At 68.7% G+C, this 20783-nt stretch carries 18 protein-coding genes; 15 read left to right on the top strand and 3 right to left on the bottom strand.

Going from position 1 to position 20783, the window contains the following annotated elements; genetic code table 11:
* Window positions 1-15 precede the first annotated feature (15 nt).
* From rpsD to rplQ, 3 genes are read left to right on the top strand one after another with little or no spacing between them, the layout of a single operon-like run.
* Window positions 16-636, top strand: a complete 621-nt coding sequence (gene rpsD / locus D106_RS0108100) for a 30S ribosomal protein S4 (RefSeq protein ID WP_018865685.1) — start codon at window positions 16-18, stop codon at window positions 634-636.
* Window positions 637-666: 30 nt separating this feature from the next.
* Entirely contained in the window at window positions 667-1656 is a 990-nt protein-coding gene (gene rpoA / locus D106_RS0108105) for a DNA-directed RNA polymerase subunit alpha (protein WP_018865686.1), read from the top strand.
* A 43-nt stretch (window positions 1657-1699) separates the two neighbouring features.
* A complete protein-coding gene (rplQ, locus tag D106_RS0108110; protein ID WP_018865687.1) occupies window positions 1700-2089 on the top strand; it encodes a 50S ribosomal protein L17 in 390 nt (129 codons plus the stop codon).
* 121 nt (window positions 2090-2210) lie between these two features.
* Here the strand turns inward: rplQ and uvrA are convergent, their stop codons facing one another.
* Complete coding sequence (uvrA, locus tag D106_RS0108115) at window positions 2211-5063, bottom strand: excinuclease ABC subunit UvrA (RefSeq protein ID WP_018865688.1); 2853 nt, start codon at window positions 5061-5063, stop codon at window positions 2211-2213.
* 173 nt (window positions 5064-5236) lie between these two features.
* On the opposite strand from uvrA, the gene D106_RS0108120 reads away from it, so the two are divergent.
* From D106_RS0108120 to lnt, 7 genes are all read left to right on the top strand, one after another.
* Entirely contained in the window at window positions 5237-6607 is a 1371-nt protein-coding gene (locus tag D106_RS0108120) for an MFS transporter (RefSeq protein ID WP_018879753.1), read from the top strand.
* A gap of 109 nt (window positions 6608-6716) precedes the next feature.
* Entirely contained in the window at window positions 6717-7193 is a 477-nt protein-coding gene (gene ssb, locus D106_RS0108125) for a single-stranded DNA-binding protein (protein ID WP_018865690.1), read from the top strand.
* 47 nt (window positions 7194-7240) lie between these two features.
* The gene (miaB, locus tag D106_RS0108130; protein WP_018865691.1) at window positions 7241-8593 is read left to right on the top strand and encodes a tRNA (N6-isopentenyl adenosine(37)-C2)-methylthiotransferase MiaB; all 1353 of its coding nucleotides are present in this window, start codon (window positions 7241-7243) and stop codon (window positions 8591-8593) included.
* A gap of 287 nt (window positions 8594-8880) precedes the next feature.
* Entirely contained in the window at window positions 8881-9909 is a 1029-nt protein-coding gene (locus D106_RS0108135) for a PhoH family protein (RefSeq protein WP_018865692.1), read from the top strand.
* Window positions 9899-10411 carry an rRNA maturation RNase YbeY gene (gene ybeY / locus D106_RS0108140; protein ID WP_018879754.1) on the top strand — a complete coding sequence of 171 codons (513 nt, stop codon included), beginning with the start codon at window positions 9899-9901 and terminating at the stop codon, window positions 10409-10411. The genes D106_RS0108135 and ybeY overlap by 11 nt, the downstream gene beginning before the upstream one ends.
* On the top strand, window positions 10404-11336 hold the full coding sequence (locus tag D106_RS0108145; protein ID WP_018865694.1) for an HlyC/CorC family transporter: 933 nt from the start codon (window positions 10404-10406) through the stop codon (window positions 11334-11336). The genes ybeY and D106_RS0108145 overlap by 8 nt, the downstream gene beginning before the upstream one ends.
* Before the next feature lie 5 nt (window positions 11337-11341).
* Window positions 11342-12844, top strand: coding sequence for an apolipoprotein N-acyltransferase (gene lnt / locus D106_RS0108150; protein ID WP_018879755.1), 1503 nt, complete (start codon window positions 11342-11344; stop codon window positions 12842-12844).
* A gap of 17 nt (window positions 12845-12861) precedes the next feature.
* Here the strand turns inward: lnt and D106_RS0108155 are convergent, their stop codons facing one another.
* Together D106_RS0108155 and D106_RS0108160 are read right to left on the bottom strand one after the other, a co-directional pair.
* Window positions 12862-13401 (bottom strand): zinc ribbon-containing protein, encoded by a 540-nt coding sequence (locus D106_RS0108155; RefSeq protein WP_018865696.1) that lies wholly within the window; start codon window positions 13399-13401, stop codon window positions 12862-12864.
* 107 nt (window positions 13402-13508) lie between these two features.
* Window positions 13509-14360 carry a DUF2189 domain-containing protein gene (locus D106_RS0108160; protein ID WP_018865697.1) on the bottom strand — a complete coding sequence of 284 codons (852 nt, stop codon included), beginning with the start codon at window positions 14358-14360 and terminating at the stop codon, window positions 13509-13511.
* Between the two features lie 246 nt (window positions 14361-14606).
* On the opposite strand from D106_RS0108160, the gene leuS reads away from it, so the two are divergent.
* Genes leuS through nadD form a run of 5 tightly spaced genes read left to right on the top strand, consistent with a single transcriptional unit; the run spans window position 14607 to window position 20776 of the window.
* Window positions 14607-17198, top strand: a complete 2592-nt coding sequence (gene leuS, locus D106_RS0108165; RefSeq protein WP_018879756.1) for a leucine--tRNA ligase — start codon at window positions 14607-14609, stop codon at window positions 17196-17198.
* Window positions 17195-17734 (top strand): LPS assembly lipoprotein LptE, encoded by a 540-nt coding sequence (lptE, locus tag D106_RS0108170; protein WP_018865699.1) that lies wholly within the window; start codon window positions 17195-17197, stop codon window positions 17732-17734. Before leuS ends, lptE begins: the two co-directional genes overlap by 4 nt.
* Window positions 17734-18771 (top strand): DNA polymerase III subunit delta, encoded by a 1038-nt coding sequence (gene holA / locus D106_RS0108175; RefSeq protein ID WP_018879757.1) that lies wholly within the window; start codon window positions 17734-17736, stop codon window positions 18769-18771. Before lptE ends, holA begins: the two co-directional genes overlap by 1 nt.
* Before the next feature lie 4 nt (window positions 18772-18775).
* Window positions 18776-20080, top strand: coding sequence for a glutamate-5-semialdehyde dehydrogenase (locus tag D106_RS0108180; RefSeq protein ID WP_018879758.1), 1305 nt, complete (start codon window positions 18776-18778; stop codon window positions 20078-20080).
* Between the two features lie 45 nt (window positions 20081-20125).
* Entirely contained in the window at window positions 20126-20776 is a 651-nt protein-coding gene (gene nadD / locus D106_RS0108185) for a nicotinate-nucleotide adenylyltransferase (protein ID WP_018865702.1), read from the top strand.
* Window positions 20777-20783 lie beyond the last annotated feature (7 nt).

The following is a 20783-nucleotide window of genomic DNA, read 5'->3' on the forward strand; positions in this document are numbered from 1 at the left end:
GGCTGGAGTTCGAGAATGGCTCGTTACATTGGACCGAAGTGCAAGCTCAGCCGCCGCGAAGGCGTGGATCTGGGCCTGAAGAGCGGCGCACGCGCGCTGGAAACCAAATGCAAGCTGGACAAGCCGCCGGGTCAGCACGGTGAACGTCGTACCCGCCTGTCCGACTATGCCGTGCAGCTGCGCGAGAAGCAGAAGCTGCGCCGGATCTACGGCGTGCTGGAGAAGCAGTTCCGCAACTATTACAAGAAGGCCGCCCAGCGCAAGGGCTCGACCGGCGAGAACCTGCTGAAGCTGCTGGAAGGTCGTCTGGACAACGTCGTGTACCGCATGGGCTTCGGCGCCACCCGCTCGGAAGCGCGGCAGCTGGTGGCGCATCGCGCGATCATGGTGAATGGCCAGGTGGTGAACATCGCCGCCTATCAGGTTCAGCCGTCGGATGTGGTCACGGTCCGCGAGAAGGCCCGCAAGCAGGTCCGCATCCAGGATGCGATGACCCTGGCCGAGCAGACCGGTTTCCCGAGCTGGGTCGAAGTCGACACCAGCAAGTTCGAAGGGACCTTCAAGGCGATCCCGGACCGTTCGGATCTGCCCGCGGACATCAACGAGTCGCTCGTCGTCGAGCTGTACTCGAAGTAATCGTTTTTCGGCCTGGCGCCAGGAGTCACAATGCAGTCGAACGAACTGGTCAAGAAACAGCAGATCGAGGTCGAGGCCGAGAACCGGAATCAGGCCAAGGTCGCGCTCGAGCCGCTGGAACGCGGTTTCGGGCATACCCTGGGCAATGCCCTGCGGCGTGTGCTGCTGTCGTCCATCCCCGGTGCCGCGATCGTCGAGGCCCGGATCGAGGGCGTGCTGCACGAATACACCACGATCGAAGGGGTGCAGGAGGACGTCGTTGACATCCTGCTGAACCTCAAGGGCGTGGCGCTGCGCATGCACAGCCGTGACGAATCCACCCTGACCCTGAAGAAGAAGGGTCCGTGCGTGGTGACGGCGGGTGACATCCAGGTGGACCATGACGTGGAGGTCGTGAATCCTGAACACGTGATCGCGACCATCACCAAGAACGTCGACCTGGACGTGACGCTGACCGCGCGGGCCGGCCGTGGCTATGAGCCCGTGAGCGCCCGACGCCAGTCCGAGGCGGGCGACGATACGGGCATCGGCCGACTGCTGCTGGATGCCAGCTTCAGCCCGATCCGCCGCGTGTCCTACCGCGTCGAGAGCGCGCGTCTGGCGCAGCGTACCGACATGGACCGCCTGGTGCTGGAACTGGAGACCAACGGTGCGATCGCGCCGGATGACGCGGTGCGTCAGGCAGCGACGATACTGCAGGGCCAGCTGGCCCCGTTCGTCGACCTCCAGGAAGAGGCCGGCGAGGTGGTCGGGACCGCCGGTGGTGCGATCGACCCGGTCCTGCTGCGTCCGGTGGACGAACTGGAGCTCACGGTGCGTTCGGCGAACTGCCTGAAGGCGGAGAACCTGTACTACATCGGGGACCTGGTTCAGCGCACCGAGGTCGAGCTGCTGCGCGCGCCGAACCTCGGCAAGAAGTCGCTCACCGAGATCAAGGACACGCTGGCGACCCATGGGCTGTCGCTGGGCATGCGTCTCGAGAACTGGCCGCCGCCGGGTCTGCGCGACGACAACGAGTAATCACGGCGCCCTGCGCCCATCGTTTTTCTAGAGGAAGCCTCTCATGCGTCATCGTCATTCCGGCCGTCAGCTGGGCCGTAACAGCTCGCACCGCAAGGCCACGTTTCAGGCCCTGTCCGTGGCCCTGTTCCGGCACGAACTGATCAAGACCACGCTGCCCAAGGCGAAGGAACTGCGCCGGGTCGCCGAGCCGCTGATCACCATGGCCAAGGAAGACAGCGTGCATGGCCGTCGCACGGCCTTTGCGCGTCTGCGCGACAAGGAGATCGTGGGCAAGCTGTTCAGTGAGCTGGGTCCGCGCTATCAGCAGCGCCCGGGTGGGTATCTGCGTATCCTCAAGTGTGGCAATCGTCCGGGTGACAACGCCCCGATGGCCTACGTGGAGCTGGTGGATCGCCCCGAGGGCGATTCCGGGGACGGCGAAGCCGCCTGAGATTTCGCAGTGCAATGAACCGCACCCTCTCGGGGGTGGCGGTCCCGAGAAAGCCGGCCTCTTGCCGGCTTTCTTGCGTCCGGGGCGGGGTGTTTGCGAGCCGGTCGCGGGATGCGCGGCTTCAGTTGGAGACGGCCCGAGGGCGGGCGGCCGGGGCCAGCAGCGGCGCGAGGAACTGGCCGGTGTGGCTGTTGGGGGTGGCGGCGACGGTCTCCGGCGTGCCGGCGACCAGCAGCTCGCCGCCGCCGCTGCCGCCTTCGGGCCCGATGTCGATCAGCCAGTCGGCGGTCTTGATCACGTCCAGGTTGTGCTCGATCACGACGATGGTGTTGCCGTGGTCGCGCAGGCGGTGGAGCACGCGCAGGAGCTGGGCAATGTCCTCGAAATGGAGCCCGGTGGTGGGCTCGTCGAGGATATAGAGGGTGCGTCCGGTGTCGCGCTTGGAGAGCTCGCGCGCCAGCTTGATACGCTGGGCCTCGCCGCCGGAGAGGGTGGTCGCGTTCTGGCCGAGCTGGATGTAGGACAGGCCGACCTCCATCAGCATCTCCAGCTTGCGGTGGATGACCGGCACGGGCTGGAAGAAGTCGAGGGCCTCTTCCACAGTCATCTCGAGGACCTCGTGGATGTTCTTGCCCTTGTAGCGCACCTCCAGCGTCTCGCGGTTGTAGCGGTGGCCCTTGCAGACGTCACAGGGCACGAAGACATCCGGGAGGAAGTGCATCTCGACCTTGATCACGCCATCCCCCTGGCAGGCCTCGCAGCGCCCGCCACGGACGTTGAAAGAGAAGCGCCCCGGCTTGTAGCCGCGCGAGCGGGCCTCGGCGGTTGCGGCGAACAGCTCGCGGATGGGTGTGAACAGTCCGGTGTAGGTCGCCGGGTTCGAGCGCGGTGTGCGCCCGATCGGGCTCTGGTCGATGTCGACGACCTTGTCGATGCGTTCCAGGCCGTCGATGCGCTCGTGGGCCTCGATGTGGTGGCGGCCCCCATGCAGGGCGGTCGCGACGGCCGGATAAAGGGTGTTGTTGACCAGGGTCGACTTGCCGGATCCTGACACGCCGGTGACGCAGGTGAACAGGCCCGTAGGGAAGGCGAAATCGCCGCCCTTGAGATTGTTGCCGCGCGCGCCGATCACCCGGATTTCGGCTTCCGGATCGGCAGCGTGGCGCTGTTCCGGGACCGCGATAGATCGTGTGCCCCGCAGGTAGGCACCGGTGAGTGATTCAGGATGCGCGGCGACGGCCTCGGGGGTCCCGGAGGCGACGATCTGGCCCCCGTGGCGGCCGGCGCCCGGTCCGATGTCCACTACGTGATCGGCCTGTCGGATGGCGTCTTCGTCATGCTCGACGACAATCACGGTGTTGCCGAGGTCGCGCAGGTGGCTGAGGGTGTTCAGCAGCCGCGCATTGTCGCGCTGGTGCAGGCCGATGGAGGGTTCGTCGAGGATGTACATGACGCCGACCAGGGCCGAGCCGATCTGCGACGCCAGCCGGATGCGCTGGGCTTCCCCGCCGGACAGGGTGTCGGCGGAGCGGTCCAGCGTCAGGTAGTCGAGCCCGACATCGTTGAGGAAGCCGAGGCGCGCGGAGATCTCGCGCACGATCTTCTCCGCGATCTGGGCGAAACGCCCGGGCAGGCGCAGGTCGCTGAAGAAGGTCTGGGCATTGGCCACGCTCATGTGCGTGACCTCCGGCAAGGTCAAGTCATTGACGAACACATGGCGCGCGGCGGAATTCAGGCGCGTGCCGTGGCAGTCGGGGCAGGGCTGCTCCGCCAGGTAGCGGCCCAGCTCCTCGCGCACGGCAGAGGAGTCGGTCTCGCGGTAGCGCCGTTCGAGGTTCGGGATCACGCCCTCGAACACGCGTTCGTCGGTGCGCAGGCGGCCGTTGGCGGCGGGCGTGGCGAGCTTGACCTTCTCCTTGCCGGAGCCGTGCAGGACCACCGCGCGCACCTCCGCGGGGAGCTCCTGCCACGGGGTCTCTACGTCGAAGCCGTAGTGCCGGGCCAGGCTGGTCAGCAGGCTGAAGTACCAGGCGTTGCGTCGGTCCCAGCCGCGCACGGCCCCGCCGGCCAGGCTCAGCTCCGGCTGCGAGACCACGCGCTCGGGATCGAAGAACTGGTGTACGCCCAGGCCGTCGCAGGTGGGGCAGGCCCCGGCCGGGTTGTTGAACGAGAACAGGCGCGGCTCCAGCTCGCGCAGCGCATACCCGCAGACCGGGCAGGCGAAGCGGGCGGAGAAGATCATCGGTTCGCGTTCCGGCTCGTCCATCCAGGCGATCAGGGCCAGGCCGTCGGCGAGCTCGGTGGCCGTCTCGAAGGACTCGGCCAGACGCTGGCGCAGGTCCTCGCGCACGCGGAAGCGGTCGATCACGATCTCGATGTTGTGCTTGCGCTTCGGGTCCAGCGCCGGCAGGGCATCGAGGTCGTGAATCTCGCCATTGATGCGCGCGCGCAGGTACCCCTGGGAACGCATCGCCTCCAGCATCTTGTGATGCTCGCCCTTGCGTCCGCGTACCACGGGCGCGAGCAGCATCACCTTGTCGCCCTCCGGCAGCTCCAGCACCTGATCCACCATCTGCGAGATGGTCTGCGCGGCCAGGGTTTCGCCATGTTCCGGGCAGCGCGGTTCGCCGGCGCGGGCGAACAGCAGGCGCAGGTAGTCGTAGATCTCGGTAATGGTGCCGACGGTGGAGCGCGGGTTGTGCGAGGTGCTTTTCTGTTCGATGGAGATCGCCGGCGACAGACCCTCGATCTGGTCGACGTCGGGTTTCTCCATCATCGACAGGAACTGCCGGGCATAGGTGGACAGGCTCTCCACGTAGCGGCGCTGGCCCTCGGCAAACAGGGTGTCGAAGGCCAGCGACGACTTGCCCGAGCCGGAGACGCCGGTGATCACGATCAGCCGCTCGCGCGGCAGATCGAGGTCCACGTTCTTCAGGTTATGGGTGCGGGCGCCGCGAATGCTGATGCTGTCCATGGGGCTGGGTCGACTCCACCGGGTTGCGTCGCGCGGTGTGCCCGGTCATCCGGGGTACCGCAAACCGACCATGTTAACACCCGGGCGTGCGGCGCCATGGTTTCCGCGCCGGGGTTGCCGGTAAACTCCGCTGCCATGAACACCCCTCCGTCCATGCGCCGGTTCCGGACGCCATGAGCCCGCGCGAGTTGCGCGCCACCACCGGGCTCGCGGCGATCTATGGCGTGCGCATGGCGGGCCTGTTCATGGTCCTGCCGGTCTTTATGCTGCATGCCGACCGCATCCCCGGCGCGACCCCGCTGCTGATGGGGCTGGCGCTGGGGATCTACGGCCTCACCCAGGCGATTCTGCAGATCCCGTTCGGGCTGCTGTCCGACCGCGTGGGGCGCAAGCCGCTGATCCTGGCCGGCCTGCTGCTGTTCGTTGCCGGCAGCCTGGTCGCGGCCCTCGCCGAGACCATCCACGGCATCATCCTGGGGCGCGCCTTGCAAGGGGCGGGTGCGGTGGCGGCGGTCATCCTCGCCCTGACAGCAGATCTGGTCGGCGAGGAACGCCGTATGCGGGCGCTCGCCGTGATCGGGCTGACCATCGGCCTGACCTTCACCGCCGCGATGGCACTGGGGCCGGTGGTGGATCGTTCTGCGGGGCTGGAGGGGATCTTCGCCCTTTCGGCGCTGCTCGGGGTGGTCGCGATCGTCATCCTGTTCCTGTGGGTGCCGAGCCCGGATCAGGTGCGCAGGCATCCGGACATGGTTCCGGTGTGGTCGGCGCTGCCACGGACCCTGCGGGCCCCCGACCTGCTGCGCCTGAACCTCGGCATCTTCGTGCTGCACCTGGTGCTGGCCGCGAACTTCCTGGTGATCCCGGTCCTGCTGCTGGAGACCCTGGCGCTGCCCGGGGCGAGTCACTGGAAGTTCTATGTGCCGGTCCTGCTGGCGGGGTTCGTGCTGATGCTGCCGGGGATCATCTTTGGCGAGCGGCGGCGGCGCGTGCACGGCGTGCTGCGCGCGGCGATCCTCCTGCTGGCCGGGGTGCAGGTTCTGCTGGCCCTGCTGGTGCTGGACGGTGGCGGCCTGTGGACGCTGGGCGCCTTGATGATCCTGTTCTTCGCCGCGTTCAATCTACTGGAGGCCGGATTGCCGTCCCTGGTGGCACGCGTCGCGCCGGTGGCCCACAAGGGCACCGCGATGGGCGGCTTCGCCACCGCGCAGTTCCTCGGGATCTTCGCCGGCGGAGTGCTGGGGGGCGCCTTGCTGACGGTCGCCGGGCCGGTCGGCGTGTTCCTCGCCGGGGTGCCTTTGCTGCTGCTGTGGTGGTGGGGGGCGCGCGGGATGCAGCCGCGCTACCGCTCCAACCGCGTGCTGGCGCTGCCCGCCCACTGGTCCGGTCGCGAGGCCGAGCTGCTGCGACTGATCGCGCACTGGCCGGGGGTGCACGAGGCGGAGCTGTCGCCGGATGCTGGTTCCCTCTACCTGAAGGTGGAGCCCGGCGGTCCGGATACTCCCGAGCTGGCGGCCTGGCTGGCGCGTCCGCCCTCCCGGTAGCGTCGGCAGGACGTGCCCGCTCCGCGTCGTGGGCCGGTGCACTGTCGCGGCGGGGGCGGGCTGCTACACTATCGGGTCTGTCTCTCCATGCCCGACTGAAGGAGGCCCCATGGCCCGCGGCGTCAACAAAGTCATCCTGCTCGGCAACCTCGGGGCCGACCCGGAAAAGCGCGAGACCCCCAACGGGGTTACCGTCACCAACCTGCGTCTGGCAACGTCGGAACAGTGGACCGACAAGAATTCCGGCGAGAAGCGCGAGAACACCGAATGGCACCGGGTGGTGATGTTCGGGCGCCTGGCGGATATCGCCGCGCAGTATCTGTCCAAGGGCTCGCAGGTCTATATCGAAGGCAAGATCCAGACGCGCAAGTGGCAGGACCAGTCCGGCAACGACCGCTACAGCACCGAGGTGGTCGCCAACGACATGCAGCTGATCGGCGGTCGCGGGGGCGGCGGCGGTGGCGGGTTCGATCAGGACCCGGGCTATGGCGGCGGCAATGCCTATGGCGGTGGCGGCCAGCAGGGTGGCAACCGCAGCAGCGCCCCGGTCTCCGGTGGCTTTGATGACGACGACGTCCCCTTCTAGAACGCACGGCGATCCCTGACCGGCCCAACCAGCGAAGTACCGAGAGCATGATCCGCAAGGTCTATATCCAGACGCACGGCTGCCAGATGAACGAGTACGACTCCGATCGCATGCTCGACGCGCTGCGCGAGCTGCACGGGGCCGAGCGTACCGACGATCCGGAGCAGGCCGATGTCCTGTTGATGAACACCTGCTCCATCCGCGAGAAGGCGCAGGAGAAGGTCTTCTCGCTGCTGGGGCGCTGGCGCCAGATCAAGGAGCGCCGGCCGGAGGTAATCATCGGCGTGGGGGGCTGTGTCGCCAGCCAGGAGGGTGATGCCCTGCGCGAACGCGCTCCGTACGTGGACCTGGTGTTCGGCCCGCAGACCCTGCACCGGCTGCCGGCCATGATCCAGTCGGTGCGCCGCGAGCGCGCGCCGGTGGTGGATATCTCCTTCCCCGAGATCGAGAAGTTCGACCGCTTGCCGGAGCCGAAGGCCGATGGCCCGACCGCGTTCGTCTCGGTGATGGAGGGCTGTTCCAAGTACTGCAGCTTCTGCGTGGTGCCCTATACCCGCGGTGACGAGATCAGCCGGCCGTTCGACGACGTGATCGCCGAGGTGGTCGCGCTGGCTGCGCAGGGGGTCCGGGAGATCAACCTGCTGGGACAGAACGTGAACGCCTATCAGGGGCCGATGGAGGACGGTGATACCGCCGACCTCGCGCTGCTGATTCACTACGTCGCCGCGGTGGACGGGATCGAACGTATCCGCTTTACCACCTCGCACCCGGTGGAGTTCTCCGATTCGCTGATCCAGGCCTTTGCCGACGAGCCCAAGCTGGTCAGTCACCTGCACCTGCCGGTACAGAGCGGCTCCGACCGCATCCTGGCGCAGATGAAACGCGGCCACACGATCCTGGAATACAAGTCCAAGATCCGCCGCCTGCGCGAGGCGCGCCCGGACCTGGACCTGTCCTCCGACTTCATCGTCGGCTTCCCCGGCGAGACGGATGCCGACCACGCGGCGACTATGAAGCTGATCGAGGAGCTGCACTTCGACTTCTCCTTCAGCTTCATCTATAGCGCCCGTCCGGGCACACCGGCGGCCTCGCTGCCGGACGACGTGCCGCTGGCCACCAAGAAGGCCCGTCTGGCCGAGCTGCAGGCCCTGATCGAGCAACATGGGCGCGAACGCAACCAGGCCATGGTCGGCAACATCGAGCCCGTGCTGGTCGAGGGCCCGGCCAAGCGCAATCCCGGCGAACTGGCCGGACGCACGGCGAACAACCGCATCGTGAACTTCGCCGGCGACCCCGGCCTGATCGGGCAGATGATCCCGGTCGAGATCACCGATGCCCTGGCGCATTCCCTGCGCGGCCGAACCGTGGAGCGGGCCATGTCTGCGGCCGTCGGCGCCTAGGGAAACACTGAACAATGTGCATGTTCGCGTTGGCACCCCATGTTTTCCGAGTCAAGGCGCGGTCCGCAGGCGGTAGTGGTTCTACCGGCAAGGGCCGCAACGCAGGATCGGGGAACATGGGGTGTCAACCCCACAAATCATTTGAAGCAGGGGCTCGGCCGCTTTTGCCCGCGGACGGCGTTGCGGCTCGTTCATGTAGCCAGGCTACACTTCACTCACCGCGCCTGGTCAGCGAGCAAAAGCGACTCGAGCGCGAACATGCACATTGTTCAGTGGTTCCCTAGCGCATGGCCAATCGTCTGGATTTCACCCTGGAACCCGGTGACCAGGAGACGCTCGCGCGGATCTCCGGGCCGCTGGATGCCCATCTGCGCCTGATCGAGTCGCGCCTGGGCGTGGCCGTGCACAACCGCGGACCGCGCTTTAATCTGACCGGTCCGAAGACCGCGGTGCAGGCCGCCGGGGCGCTGATCCACGACCTCCATCGCATGGCGCAGGAGGAGCCGGTCAGCCTGGAACAGGTGCATACGGCGCTGCAGACGGCGCATGTCGAAGGCCTGGCCGAGCCCGACGGCAATGCGGGCGATCCATCGCTGCGCCTCAAGCGCGCGGTGATCCGCGGGCGCGGCCCGCGCCAGGCGAAATACCTGGCGGCGATTGCGCAGCACGACCTCAGTTTCGGCATCGGGCCGGCCGGTACCGGCAAGACCTTCCTCGCGGTCGCCGCCGCCGTCGCGGCGCTGGAGCAGGACCGCGTGCAGCGACTGGTGCTGGTGCGCCCGGCGGTGGAGGCCGGCGAGCGCCTGGGGTTCCTGCCCGGCGACCTGGCGCAGAAGATCGACCCCTACCTGCGCCCGATGTACGACGCCCTCTACGAGTTGATGGGCTTCGACCAGACCGCGCGCCTGATGGAGCGTCAGGTGATCGAGGTGGCCCCGCTGGCCTACATGCGCGGGCGCACGCTGAACGAGGCCTTCATCATCCTCGACGAGGCGCAGAACACCACCGTCGAGCAGATGAAGATGTTCCTGACCCGCATCGGCTTTGGTTCCACGGCGGTCGTCAACGGCGACATCACCCAGGTCGACCTGCCGCGCGGCCAGCGCTCGGGGCTCAAGCACGCGATGCAGATCCTGAACGACGTGGAGGGTGTACATATCACCCGCTTCCAGGCGGGTGACGTGGTGCGCCATCCGCTGGTGCAGCGCATTGTGGAGGCCTACGACGCCCACGACAGCGCCTCCGGCAAACCGGATGCGGCGCCCGAGTCCGGTGCCGGCGCCGCTGTGGACGGGCAGGACGCCGATGGGGCTTGAGGTTGCGGTGCAGTACGCCGTGCCGCGCGCCGGCCTGCCGGCTGCCACCACCCTGCACCGCGCGGCCCGCGCGGCCTGGCGCGGGGCCGGCGAGGCTGCGGTGACGCTGCGCCTGGTGGATGTCGACGAGGGGCGCACCCTGAACCATGTCTTCCGCGGCCGCGACTACGCGACCAATGTACTGTCCTTCCCCGCACCGGAGCTGCCGCCCGGTCTGCCGCCCGAGGCGAACGCCTATCTCGGCGATGTCATCCTGTGCGCGCCGGTGCTGGCGCGCGAGGCGGTGGAGCAGGGCAAGCCCCTGGCCGCCCACTACCACCACATGGTGGTGCACGGGATGCTGCACCTGCAGGGGATGGATCACCAGACGCCGGACGAGGCCGCGCGGATGGAGGCCGTTGAGCGCTCCATCCTGACCGGGTTAGGCTATCCCGACCCCTACGCCGAGCATCCGGCCCGCGCGCTGACGCCGCACCCAGCCGGAAACGCCCCCGATGCCTGAACCCGAACCCGACGAGCAACCGATCTGGCGGCGCTGGCTGGCCCGCGTCGCCGAGACCCTGCGTCCGCGCCGCGAACCGGCTACCCGCCGCGAGCTGATCGAGACCCTGCGGGGCGCCCACGCCCGCGAACTGGTCGACCCCGAGGCCCTGACCATGCTCGAGGGCGTGCTCAACGTGGCCGACATGCAGGTGCGCGACATCATGATCCCGCGCGCGCAGATGGAAGTGGTCCGCCGGGATGCGGGGCTCTCCGAGTTTCTCCCCGACGTGGTGGCCTCCGCGCACTCGCGGCTGCCGGTAGTCGGGGATCACCGTGACGAGGTCGTTGGCGTCCTGCTGGCCAAGGACCTGCTGCGCTTCTTCGGCGAGCCCGACGATGCTGCCTTCGACATGCAGGAGATCCTGCGCCCGGCGGTGTTCGTGCCGGAGAGCAAGCGTCTGAACGTGCTGCTTAAGGAGTTCCGCCTGAGCCGCAACCACATGGCGATCGTGGTGGACGAGTACGGGGGCGTGGCCGGCCTGGTGACCATCGAGGACGTGCTGGAGCAGATCGTCGGCGAGATCGAGGACGAGCACGATGTCGAGGACTACCTGACCCAGATCATGCAGCACCCCGGCGGGCGCTACACCATCAAGGCGCTGACGCCGATGGAGGAGTTCAACGCCTACTTTCAGACCGCCTACAGCGAGGCCGACTTCGACACCATCGGAGGCCTGGTGCTGTCGCACTTCGGGCATGTGCCGCGGCGCGGCGAACAGATCGTGGTGGATGGCATGCAGTTTCGCGTATTGCGGGCCGACAACCGGCGTCTGCATCTGCTGGAGATGCGCCTGCCCGAGCCGGATGGCCGCGTGACCACCGGCGAGGGGGCGCAGCCATTCGATGGCCCGGCCCCGGAGCCGGGCGACCACCGCGCCCCCTGACGGTCATGCCGATCCGTGTCGCGGACTTGCCGCCCTGGGCCGCGGGGCTGGTGGCCCTGCTGGCCGGGGCGGGGGCGACCCTGGCCTTCGCCCCGGTGGGCTGGTTCCTGGCGGCCCCGCTGGCCCTGGCCGCCTGGTTTGCCCTGCTGCCCGGGGTGACCCCGCGCCGGGCCGCCGGGATCGGCTATGCCTTTGGTCTCGGGTTCTTCGGCGTCGGGGTGACCTGGATCTTCAACAGCCTGCTGGTGTTCGGCCAGGCCCCGCTGGTCGTGGCCTCGCTGATTACCGTGCTGTTCGTGCTGGCCATGGCGGTCTATCCGGCGCTGCTGGCCGCGCTGGCGGCGCGCTTCCTGCCGCTGGGGCGTCCGGCCGGGATGCTGGCGCTGGCCGGTGGCCTGGTGCTGATGGAGCTGGCGCGCTCCTGGCTGTTCTCCGGCTTTCCCTGGCTCCTGTTCGGGCATACCGTACTGGATACACCGCTGCAGCCCTGGCTGCCGCTGGCCGGCGAGCTGGGGGCGGGGCTGGTCGTGGCGCTGCTGGCGGTGGCCGTGGTCAGCGTGTTCCGGGCCGGGCAGCGCGGGGCGGGCGCGGGGCTGGTCGGGGTGCTGGTGCTGGCTTCGCTCGTGCCGGGGCTCGCACGCTGGGTGGAGCCGGGCGGCGAGGCGCTCTCGGTGGCCATGGTGCAGGGCAATATCGATCAGGCACGCAAGTGGGATGCCGACGGCATCGAGTATTCGCTGGGGATCTACCAGGAACTGACCCGCGAGGCAGGGGACGTGGATCTGGTGGTCTGGCCGGAGACCGCGATCCCGGCGTTCTATGTGGAAGTGCAGCGCCCGCTGGGGCAGCTCGCGCAGTCGCTGGCGGAGCACGATGCCGAGCTGCTGGTCGGGGTGTTCGACCATGCTTCGGCCGGCCGTCACGTCTACAACTCGGTGATCAACGTGACCACCGGCGCGGGGTACAACAAGCGCCAGCTGGTCCCGTTCGGCGAATATATCCCGCTGCGCGGCCAGCTCGACTGGCTGGACCGGCTGCTGGCGATCCCGATGTCCGACCTGTCCCCGGGGACCGGTGACGGGCGCATGCGGGTGGCCGGCCAGACGGCCGGGGTCAGCATCTGTTACGAGTCTGCGTATTCGCGCCACATCCGGGCCGCGCTGCCGGAGGCGGGATTCCTGGTCAATGTCTCCAACGACGCCTGGTTCGGCGACAGCCTGGCGCCGGCCCAGCATCTGCAGATCGCCCGGGTGCGGGCGGTGGAGACCGGGCGCCCGATGATCCGCGCGACCAATACCGGGATCTCGGCCCTGATCGATGCCGATGGCCGCATCCTGGAACGTTCGGGCTCGTTTACCCGCGAGGTAGTCACCGGCACCCTGCAGCCGCGCCAGGGCGTGACGCCGGCGACCGCCACCGGGGCGGGGCCGGCCGTGCTTGCCGCGCTGGTGCTGGTGGTTGCCGGTGCCGCCGTCGGGCGCCGGCGCGGCGCCCGCGGCGCCGACTGAACCTGTCCCCGGAGGGGTTACTCCGCCTCGGTGCCTCCGGGGCCGCGGCGGAAGGTGGTGTTGTGGCAGTTGGAGCACGGGGGGATGCGGCCGACCCGGGTCATGTGCAGCGGATGGCCGCACTTCTTGCACAGCAGCTCGCCCGGGCCGGTGATCTCGCCGGTGTGCCACTCGCCCATCACCTGGGCGCGCGCGGTCAGTTCGGTGATCTCGATCCGGGTGCGGTCGGCGATCCGCTCCAGGGCGTTCTTGATGCCGGCCTCGATCAGGCCCAGATCGATCTGCAGCCAGCCGCGCCAGTCAGAGCTGCGACTGTCCAGGTAGGCGCCGAGGTCCTGCAGGTCGCGGCGCAGGTAGTCCATCACCTCGTGGGCCTCTTCGCGGGTCAGGTCGCTGGCCTTCTGCACACGGTCGCGGGCGTTCTCCAGGGCCTCGGTGATGGCCTTGCTGGTCTTGTCTTCCAGTTTCTCGAGGTCCTCGGTGACCTCGTTCAGCATGCGGTGATAGGCATCGCTCAGGCGCGATTCGCGCTCCTGATCCTTCTGTTCTTCGCTCATCGGCCTCTCCTTTGCGAGCGTAGATGGTGGCGTGTCCCTAACGTTAGCACGAGCGCGGGCCCCCGGAGCCCGCGCCCCGGGGACGACCGCGCTTGGCCTGTCGGAGCTCAGCTTGCCTCGACCATATCCCGGTAGCCATGCCACATGGCGAAACCCAGCCACGGGAAGATCACGATCAGGGCCAGCAGGCCGGTTGCGATCGACACCATGAACAGGGCCGTGATGATCAGGGCCCACAGAATCAGGGTGCCCGGGTTGTGGTTGAAGGCCTTCAGGCTGACACCAATGGACTCGATCAGGCTCTTTTGCGGGGCATCGGCGCGCACCCGGTGATCCAGGAGGGCCGGGATGGTCGCCAGGCTCAGGGCGAAGACCACCAGCCCGAACACGATGGCGGCCAGCACGACCCCCACCAGCGAGATGATCCCGGCGCCGCTGCCGAGCATCGCACCCACCAGATGGTGCAACTGCCCCATCATGGCGAGTTCGCCGATGTTGAGGACCGCGATCCACATCCACACGAAACTGGCCCAGATCACGAACAGCACGGCCAGGAGCGCGGCAAAGCCCCAGATCGATCCGCCCAGGGTGCCCAGCCAGCCGAGTCCGGCACCGCCCGGCTCGCCGCGTTCCTTCTGCAGCGCCAGGTAGTTCACCCCCACCGCGAGTACAGGGCCGAGCAGCAGGATGCCGGCGAGGAAGGAAAAGGCCATCCACGGCTGGTTCCACGACAGGCCCAACAGGACCAGGCTGGCCAGCGCAATCACCAGGCCGTGTACGAGGGCCACCGGCGTCTTCCAGAGGTCGCGCCAGCCCTTGCCGAGCCAGGTGCCGAGGTCCTCGGGCGCGACTTCACGGATCGCGGGCGAGTCGGTCTCGGGCGTGTGTTCGGGATGGGTCTCGCCCAGATCCTCCGGGTAGGCCCGCTGCACAACGGGGATCTCGTCCTTCTCGTGCATGTCCTTCCTCCTTGGAACGTCAGGTTCAACGTTTCCGGTTGCTTTACCCAGTGAGGCAGTCCGGGCCGGGGGCATGTTCCTGAATTGACGTGACGCGGTTCACAGGCCGCCGGTGATCCGGGTGTCCCTCCGGATCTCTGCCCTGCGCCGCGCGAGGCTGCGGGGCGCTGTTTCCCTTGGAGGGGGTGGGGGGCGCTGGTATTCTGCGCAGTTCTTTGTTTTCGGCGATCAGGACAGGTGAGGCGCATGCAGGAGCACTATTCCCCCGAGGCGGTCGAGGCGCAGGCACAGCGCCAGTGGGAGGAGGCCGACTGCTTCCGCGCGCGCGAGGACGCCGCCGGCGAGCCGTTCTACTGCCTGTCCATGTTCCCCTACCCCTCGGGCAAGCTGCACATGGGGCATGTGCGCAACTACACCATCGGTGACGTGATCGCCCGCTTCCAGCGCATGCAGGGCAAAAGCGTGCTACAGCCGATGGGCTGGGATGCCTTCGGCCTGCCGGCGGAAAACGCGGCGATGCAGAACCACGTCCCGCCGGCCGCGTGGACGCGCCAGAACATCGAGCAGATGCGCACCCAGCTCAAGCGCCTGGGCTTTGCCTATGACTGGTCGCGCGAGTTCGCCACCTGCGATGCCGACTACTACCGCTGGGAACAGTGGCTGTTCGTGCGCCTGCTGAAGAAGGGGCTGGTCTATCGCAAGAAGGCGACCGTGAACTGGGACCCGGTCGATCAGACCGTGCTCGCCAACGAGCAGGTGATCGAGGGCCGCGGCTGGCGCTCCGGCGCGCCGGTGGAGCGCCGCGAGATGCCGCAGTGGTTCCTGCGCATCACCGACTACGCCGACGAGCTGCTGGAGGCACTGGACGACCTCGACGGCTGGCCGGATCAGGTGCGCACCATGCAGCGCAACTGGATCGGGCGTTCCGAGGGCGTGGAGCTGGAGTTCGCGGTGGAGGGCGGCGAACCGCTGACCGTGTTCACCACGCGCCCGGACACCCTGTTCGGCGTAAGCTACATGGCGCTGGCGCCGGAGCACCCGCGGGTGCAGGAACTGGCGCAGAACGATCCTGAACTGGCCGCGTTCGTCGCCGAATGCGGCCAGGGCGGGGTGGCCGAGGCGGATCTGGCCACGATGGAGAAGAAGGGCCGCGCGCTGGGCTTCACCGCACGCCACCCGCTGACCGGCGAAGACGTCCCGGTGTGGGTCGCCAACTTCGTGCTGATGGAATACGGCACCGGCGCGGTGATGGCGGTGCCGGCACACGACGAACGCGACCACGAGTTCGCGACGAAATACGACCTGCCGATCTGGCAGGTGATCGCCCCGGCCGACGGTACCGAGTGCGACGTACAGGCCGCGGCCTTCACCGATCCCGGTGTGCTGGTGAACTCCGGCGACTTCGACGGGCAGGCCTCCGAGGCGGCCAAGGCCGCGATCGCCGAACACCTGGAGCAGGCCGGGCTGGGCCGGCGCCGGCGCAACTACCGCCTGCGCGACTGGGGCATCTCGCGCCAGCGCTACTGGGGCTGCCCGATCCCGGTGATCCACTGCGACGACTGCGGGGCGGTGCCGGTGCCGGAAGTCGACCTGCCGGTGCGCCTGCCGGAGGACGTGATCCCGGACGGCGCCGGCTCGCCGCTGGCGCGCATGCCGGAGTTCTTCGAGGCGACCTGCCCGGAATGTGGCAAGCCGGCACGGCGCGAGACCGACACCTTCGACACCTTCTTCGAATCCAGCTGGTACTTCGCCCGCTACGCCTGCGCGGACAACGACACCGCGATGCTGGACCCGCGCGCCGATCACTGGTTGCCGGTGGACCAGTACGTCGGCGGTATCGAGCATGCGGTGCTGCACCTGCTGTACGCGCGCTTCTTCCACAAGCTGCTGCGCGACGAGGGCCTGGTGGCCTCCGACGAGCCATTCACCCGGCTGCTGACCCAGGGCATGGTGATCGCGCCGACCTTCTACCGCGAACGCGGTGACGGCGGGAAGGACTGGATCAACCCGGCCGATGTCGAGCTGGAACGCGCCGAGGACGGTTCGGTGAAGGCCGCGCGCCATCGCGAGGACGGCCAGCCGGTCGTCGTGGGCGGTATGGAGAAGATGTCCAAGTCGAAGAACAACGGCGTGGACCCGCAGGCCCTGATCGAGCGCTTCGGCGCCGACACCGCGCGGCTGTTCACCATGTTCGCCGCACCGCCGGACCTGTCGCTGGAGTGGTCCGACTCCGGCGTCGAGGGTGCGCAGCGCTTCATCAAGCGCCTGTGGCGGGCGGTGCACGAGCACGTGAACGGCGATGCCCCGGCTGCGCTGGACGTGGACGCGCTGGACGACGCCGGGCGCGAGCTGCGGCGCAAGCTGCACGACACCATCGCCAAGGTCACCGACGACATCGGCCGGCGCCAGACCTTCAACACGGCGGTGGCCGCGAACATGGAGCTGCTGAACGACCTCGGCAAATTCCCGAAGGATTCGCCCCAGGCTCCGGTAGTGCGCCAGGAGGCCCTGGAGGGCATCGTGCGCATGCTGGCGCCGATCACCCCGCACGTGACCGAGACCCTGTGGCGCGCGCTGGGCCATGACGAGCTGGTCGCGACCACCGCCTGGCCGACGGTCGACGAGGCCGCGCGCCAGGCCGCACAGGAGACCCTGGCGGTGCAGGTAAACGGCAAGCGCCGCGCCGAGATCGCGGTCCCGGCCGGCGCCGACAAGGACGCCATTGAGAGTGTTGCCCGCAACGACGAGAACGTGCAGCGCCATCTCGAGGGCCACCATGTGGTCAAGGTGATCGTGGTCCCGGGCCGGCTGGTCAACTTCGTGGTGAAGCCGCAATGACCGCCCTGCTGCGCGCCGCGCTGGTCCTGGTGCTGGTGGCCGCACTGGCCGCCTGCGGTTTCCAGCTGCGCGGTAGTGGCGAGTGGCCGGAGGCGCTGCAGCCGGTGCAGATCACCGGGATCAATGCGCGTGACTCGCTGTACCGCGAGCTGGCCGTGACCCTGGGCTCCGCCGGCGTGGAGATCGTCAACCAGCGCCCCGAGGGGCAGGGCGCGATCCTCGAGATCCGCTCGGTCAACGACCAGCGTCGCACCCTGTCGGTGACCGAGGCGGCGCGGGTTTCCGAGTACGAGCTGGTCCGCACGGTCGAGGTCCGCCTGCGCCCGGTCGACGGCGAAGCAGTGGACCTGGGGCCGCTGCGCGCCTCGCGCATCTACCTGTTCGACGGGACCGCCGTGCTCAGCCGTGGCGAGCGCGAGGCCACGCTGCGCGAGGCGATGGACCGTGACATCGTGGGTCAGCTGCAGCGCCGGATCGCGGCACTGACCGAGCCGGACGGCCGCCTGCGCGAACCGGCGGAGGAGCCGGCCCCGTAATGGCGCTGGATATCGCCCGCCTGGAGCAGGATCTCGCCCGGGGGCTGGCGCCGATCTACCTGCTGCTGGCCGAGGAGCCGCTGCAGGCGATCGAGGCGGCCGACGCGATCCGCGCGGCCGCCCGCGAGCAGGGCTTCCTCGAGCGCACGGTGCTGGACCTGACCGCGCAGTCCGACTGGGGGCCGTTCGAGGCCGCGATCCGCGACCGCTCGCTGTTCGCCGAGCGCACGGTGCTGGACCTGCGCCTGGCCACCGGCAAACCGGGCAAGACCGGTGGCGACCACCTGAAGGCCTACGCCGGCGATCCGCAGGACGATCTGGTGCTGTTGCTCCAGTTGCCGCGTCCGGACCGCGATATGCGCCGGGCGGCCTGGTTCAAGGCCCTGGAAAACCGTGCGGTGGTGATCCATGCGCGGCCGGTGCCGCCGGCCCAGCTGGGGAGCTGGATCCGCGCGCGCCTGCAGAAGAACGGGCTGCGCATCACCGACCCGGCGCTGGCGCTGCTGGTCGCGCGGGTGGAGGGCAACCTGCTGGCCGCGCGCCAGGAGATCGAGAAGCTGGCGCTGGCCGGCGTGACCGAGATCGACGAGGCGGTGCTGGCGGAGGCCACCACCGACGCCGCGCGTTTCGAGCTGTTCGCCCTGGCCCCGACCGCGCTGCGCGGCGATGTCCGCCATGCCCTGCGCATGCTGGAGGGCTTGCTGGAGGAGGGCCAGGCGGAGCCGCTGATCCTGTGGGCGCTGGCGCGCGAATGCCGGCTGCTGGTACAGGCGATGGAGCGCAAGGCCGCCGGCGCGCCCGACAAGGAGGCCTTCCAGGGCAGCTTCGGCGATGGCCAGAAGGCCCTGCGCCAGGCGATGTCGCGGCTGAGCCTGACGCAGGCGCGGGGCCTGCTGGCCGAGGCCGCGCGCGTGGATCGCGTGATCAAGGGTCAGGAAAACGGCAATGCCCGGCAGGGGTTGCTAGACTTGGTGGCCCGTATGGCGGGGCGCCCGCTGACCGTGGCCGAACCCGCCCTGAACCCGGAACGAGTCTGACCGCATGAACGCTGCCGTGAACCCCACCGAATCCGTAGCCGACGATGTGATCGCCCAGGTCGAGGCGCTGGGCCGTGCCGCGCGCGTGGCCTCGCGGCGCATGGCCGAGGCCGAGCCGGGCGCGAAGAACGCGGCCCTGCACGCGATCGCCGAGGGCATCGCCGCGCGCCGTGCCGAACTGGCGGAGGCCAACAGCCGCGACCTGGAGGCCGGACGCGAGCGCGGCCTGGACGCCGCGATGCTGGATCGCCTGGCGCTGACCGACGCGCGCATCGACACCATGATCGAGGGCTGCCGCCAGGTGGCGGGCCTGTCCGATCCGGTGGGCACCATCTCCGACATGGCCTATCAGCCAAGCGGCATTCAGGTCGGCCAGATGCGCGTGCCGCTGGGCGTGATCGGCATCATCTACGAGTCGCGCCCGAACGTGACCATCGACGCCGCCGCGCTGTGCCTGAAGTCCGGCAACGCCGCGATCCTGCGCGGCGGCTCCGAGGCCCTGCACTCCAACCAGGCGCTGGCCGCGATCATCCAGGCCGGGCTGGAGCAGGCCGGGCTGCCGCGCGAGGCGGTGCAGGTGGTGCCGACCACCGACCGCGCGGCGGTGGGCGCGCTGCTGCGCATGCCGCAGTACGTGGACGTGATCGTGCCGCGCGGTGGCAAGGGCCTGATCGAACGCGTCAGCAACGAGTCGCAGATCCCGGTGATCAAGCACCTGGACGGCGTCTGCCACGTGTACGTGGACGGCGGGGCCGATCTCGACAAGGCGCTGGCGGTCGCGGTGAACGCCAAGACCCAGCGCTATGGCACCTGCAACACCATGGAGACGCTGCTGGTGCACGCGGATCAGGCCGAGGCCTTCCTGCCGCGCCTGGCGACGGCCCTGGCGGAACATCAGGTGAGCCTGCGTGGCTGCGCGCGTACCCGGGCCATCCTCGCGAATGCCGGGACGGATATCGCCGAGGCCACCGAGGACGACTGGGTGGCCGAGTACCTGGGACCGATCCTCGCGATCCGCGTGGTTGACGACCTGGACGCGGCGATCGACCACATCAACACTTATGGTTCGCACCATACCGACAGCATCGTGACCGAGGACTACACCCGGGCCCGGCGCTTCCTGCGCGCGGTGGACTCCAGCTCGGTGATGGTGAACGCCTCCACCCGTTTCGCCGATGGCTTCGAGTACGGCCTGGGTGCGGAGATCGGCATCTCCACCGACAAGCTGCACGCGCGCGGTCCGGTGGGCCTGCATGGGCTGACGACCCTCAAGTATGTGGTGTTCGGCGACGGTCATGTGCGTAGCTAAGAAAGACGCGCGATTGGATCAGCGTCTCCCTGGGGCACGCCCGGCGTGATCGGGATCCTCGGCGGCACCTTCGATCCGATCCACTTCGGGCATCTGCGTCCGGCGCTGGAGATCCAGCAGCATCTGGGTCTGGAACGGGTACACTTCATCCCCTGCCACGTGCCGCCGCATCGCGCGAGCCCGGGCACCGGCAGCGACGACCGGCTGGCGATGGTGGAGAGTGCCATCGCGGACGTGCCGGGGTTTGTGGCCGATCGCCGTGAACTGGATCGCGAAGGGCCGTCCTACACCGTCGACACCCTGCTCAGCTTCCGCGAGGAGCTGGGGCCGGAGGCACCGCTGGTGCTGATCATGGGCATGGACGCCTTCGCCGGCCTGCCGTCGTGGAACCGCTGGAAGCAGATTTTCGATCTGGCGCATATCGTGGTCTCGCATCGTCCCGGCAGCCCGGCCTCGCAGGATCTGGGGGGCTGGCTGGGCAATGCCGCAACCCGCGACCCGGCGGTGCTGCGCAATGCCCCGGGCGGGCGGGTCTATTTCCAGCCGGTGACCCAGCTCGACATCTCCGCCACCGCCATCCGGGATGAACTGCAGGCCGGGCGCAGCCCGCGCTTCCTGCTCCCCGGCGCCGTCAATCGCTACATCCACGACCGCGGCCTGTACCGGGCCGTGTCGAACCGCAATCACGGGATATGACCGACAG

This window comes from Thioalkalivibrio sp. ALE9, from assembly GCF_000377445.1.
In the GTDB taxonomy this organism is placed as follows: Bacteria; Pseudomonadota; Gammaproteobacteria; order Ectothiorhodospirales; family Ectothiorhodospiraceae; genus Thioalkalivibrio.

What these genes read in the sequence shown, in the direction of transcription:
- D106_RS0108155 (WP_018865696.1), bottom strand. Translation starts at nt 13,401, where the DNA reads ATGAGCGAAGAACAGAAGGATCAGGAGCGCGAATCGCGCCTGAGCGAT.
- D106_RS0108160 (WP_018865697.1), bottom strand. Translation starts at nt 14,360, where the DNA reads ATGCACGAGAAGGACGAGATCCCCGTTGTGCAGCGGGCCTACCCGGAG.
- ssb (WP_018865690.1), top strand. Translation starts at nt 6,717, where the DNA reads ATGGCCCGCGGCGTCAACAAAGTCATCCTGCTCGGCAACCTCGGGGCC.
- ybeY (WP_018879754.1), top strand. Translation starts at nt 9,899, where the DNA reads ATGGGGCTTGAGGTTGCGGTGCAGTACGCCGTGCCGCGCGCCGGCCTG.
- leuS (WP_018879756.1), top strand. Translation starts at nt 14,607, where the DNA reads ATGCAGGAGCACTATTCCCCCGAGGCGGTCGAGGCGCAGGCACAGCGC.
- rpsD (WP_018865685.1), top strand. Translation starts at nt 16, where the DNA reads ATGGCTCGTTACATTGGACCGAAGTGCAAGCTCAGCCGCCGCGAAGGC.
- lptE (WP_018865699.1), top strand. Translation starts at nt 17,195, where the DNA reads ATGACCGCCCTGCTGCGCGCCGCGCTGGTCCTGGTGCTGGTGGCCGCA.
- miaB (WP_018865691.1), top strand. Translation starts at nt 7,241, where the DNA reads ATGATCCGCAAGGTCTATATCCAGACGCACGGCTGCCAGATGAACGAG.
- D106_RS0108180 (WP_018879758.1), top strand. Translation starts at nt 18,776, where the DNA reads ATGAACGCTGCCGTGAACCCCACCGAATCCGTAGCCGACGATGTGATC.
- rpoA (WP_018865686.1), top strand. Translation starts at nt 667, where the DNA reads ATGCAGTCGAACGAACTGGTCAAGAAACAGCAGATCGAGGTCGAGGCC.
- D106_RS0108120 (WP_018879753.1), top strand. Translation starts at nt 5,237, where the DNA reads ATGAGCCCGCGCGAGTTGCGCGCCACCACCGGGCTCGCGGCGATCTAT.
- holA (WP_018879757.1), top strand. Translation starts at nt 17,734, where the DNA reads ATGGCGCTGGATATCGCCCGCCTGGAGCAGGATCTCGCCCGGGGGCTG.
- D106_RS0108145 (WP_018865694.1), top strand. Translation starts at nt 10,404, where the DNA reads ATGCCTGAACCCGAACCCGACGAGCAACCGATCTGGCGGCGCTGGCTG.
- rplQ (WP_018865687.1), top strand. Translation starts at nt 1,700, where the DNA reads ATGCGTCATCGTCATTCCGGCCGTCAGCTGGGCCGTAACAGCTCGCAC.
- uvrA (WP_018865688.1), bottom strand. Translation starts at nt 5,063, where the DNA reads ATGGACAGCATCAGCATTCGCGGCGCCCGCACCCATAACCTGAAGAAC.
- lnt (WP_018879755.1), top strand. Translation starts at nt 11,342, where the DNA reads ATGCCGATCCGTGTCGCGGACTTGCCGCCCTGGGCCGCGGGGCTGGTG.
- D106_RS0108135 (WP_018865692.1), top strand. Translation starts at nt 8,881, where the DNA reads ATGGCCAATCGTCTGGATTTCACCCTGGAACCCGGTGACCAGGAGACG.